The sequence below is a fragment of the Bradyrhizobium niftali genome, assembly GCF_004571025.1.
Taxonomy (GTDB): domain Bacteria; phylum Pseudomonadota; class Alphaproteobacteria; order Rhizobiales; family Xanthobacteraceae; genus Bradyrhizobium; species Bradyrhizobium niftali.
On sequence record NZ_SPQT01000135.1, the window covers coordinates 1 to 695 of the forward strand.

At 64.5% G+C, this 695-nt stretch carries 1 protein-coding gene and 1 pseudogene; both read left to right on the forward strand.

Annotation, left to right across the window (positions count from 1 at the left end; translation table 11 throughout):
- Positions 1–274, forward strand: a 274-nt coding sequence (locus tag E4K65_RS46770; protein ID WP_167771712.1) for an NAD-binding protein, incomplete at its 5' end; no start/stop codon positions are given.
- 132 nt (positions 275–406) lie between these two features.
- Positions 407–695 (forward strand): annotated as a pseudogene (locus tag E4K65_RS46775) (AMP-dependent synthetase); the annotation flags it as partial.

Consider the following 695-nt stretch of genomic DNA (forward strand, 5'->3'; position numbering starts at 1 on the left):
CTCGTCGGGCCAGTGCTGGTCGCTGACGACCTATTGCCCGGTGCCGGGTCCGGTGCCGACCTCGCCGGCGAACAACGATTACAAGCCCGGCTTTGCCTCGGCGCTGATGGTGAAGGACCTGACCTTGGCGCAGGACGCGGCCAAGGCCGCGGGCGCGGCCACGCCGCTCGGCCAGCATGCGCAGGAGATTTATCAGGCCTTCGATAGAGCGGGCCAGGGCGGGGTGGATTTTTCCGGAATTATCAAGCACGTTCGCAGCCTCGCTGGAAAATAGCGAGGCTTTGCCCGTAGCCCGGATGGAGCGAAGCGAAATCCGGGACAGCTGCTGCCAATTGGGTAGCCGGCCCCGGATTGCGCTTCGCTCCATCCGGGCTACGCTCGCAGGTCAATTCGACGGGCCCGGATCATGACGACATTTCAGGAAGCGCGCGCGTTCCTTCTACAGCACCGCACGGATTACGGGACGGCGGTCAAAGGCTTCCGCTGGCCCGATCCGGTTCCCTTCAACTGGGCGCTCGACTGGTTCGACGCCGGGCTGGCGGGGAATGCGGAGAGCAGGGACCGACCCGCGCTCTGGATTGTCGATGCCGCACAGGATCGGCAAACGAAATTGTCCTTTGCGGCGCTGTCGCGCCGTTCCAACCAGGTCGCAAACTTCCTTCGCGCGCAGGGCCTGAAGCGTGGCGATCATCTAT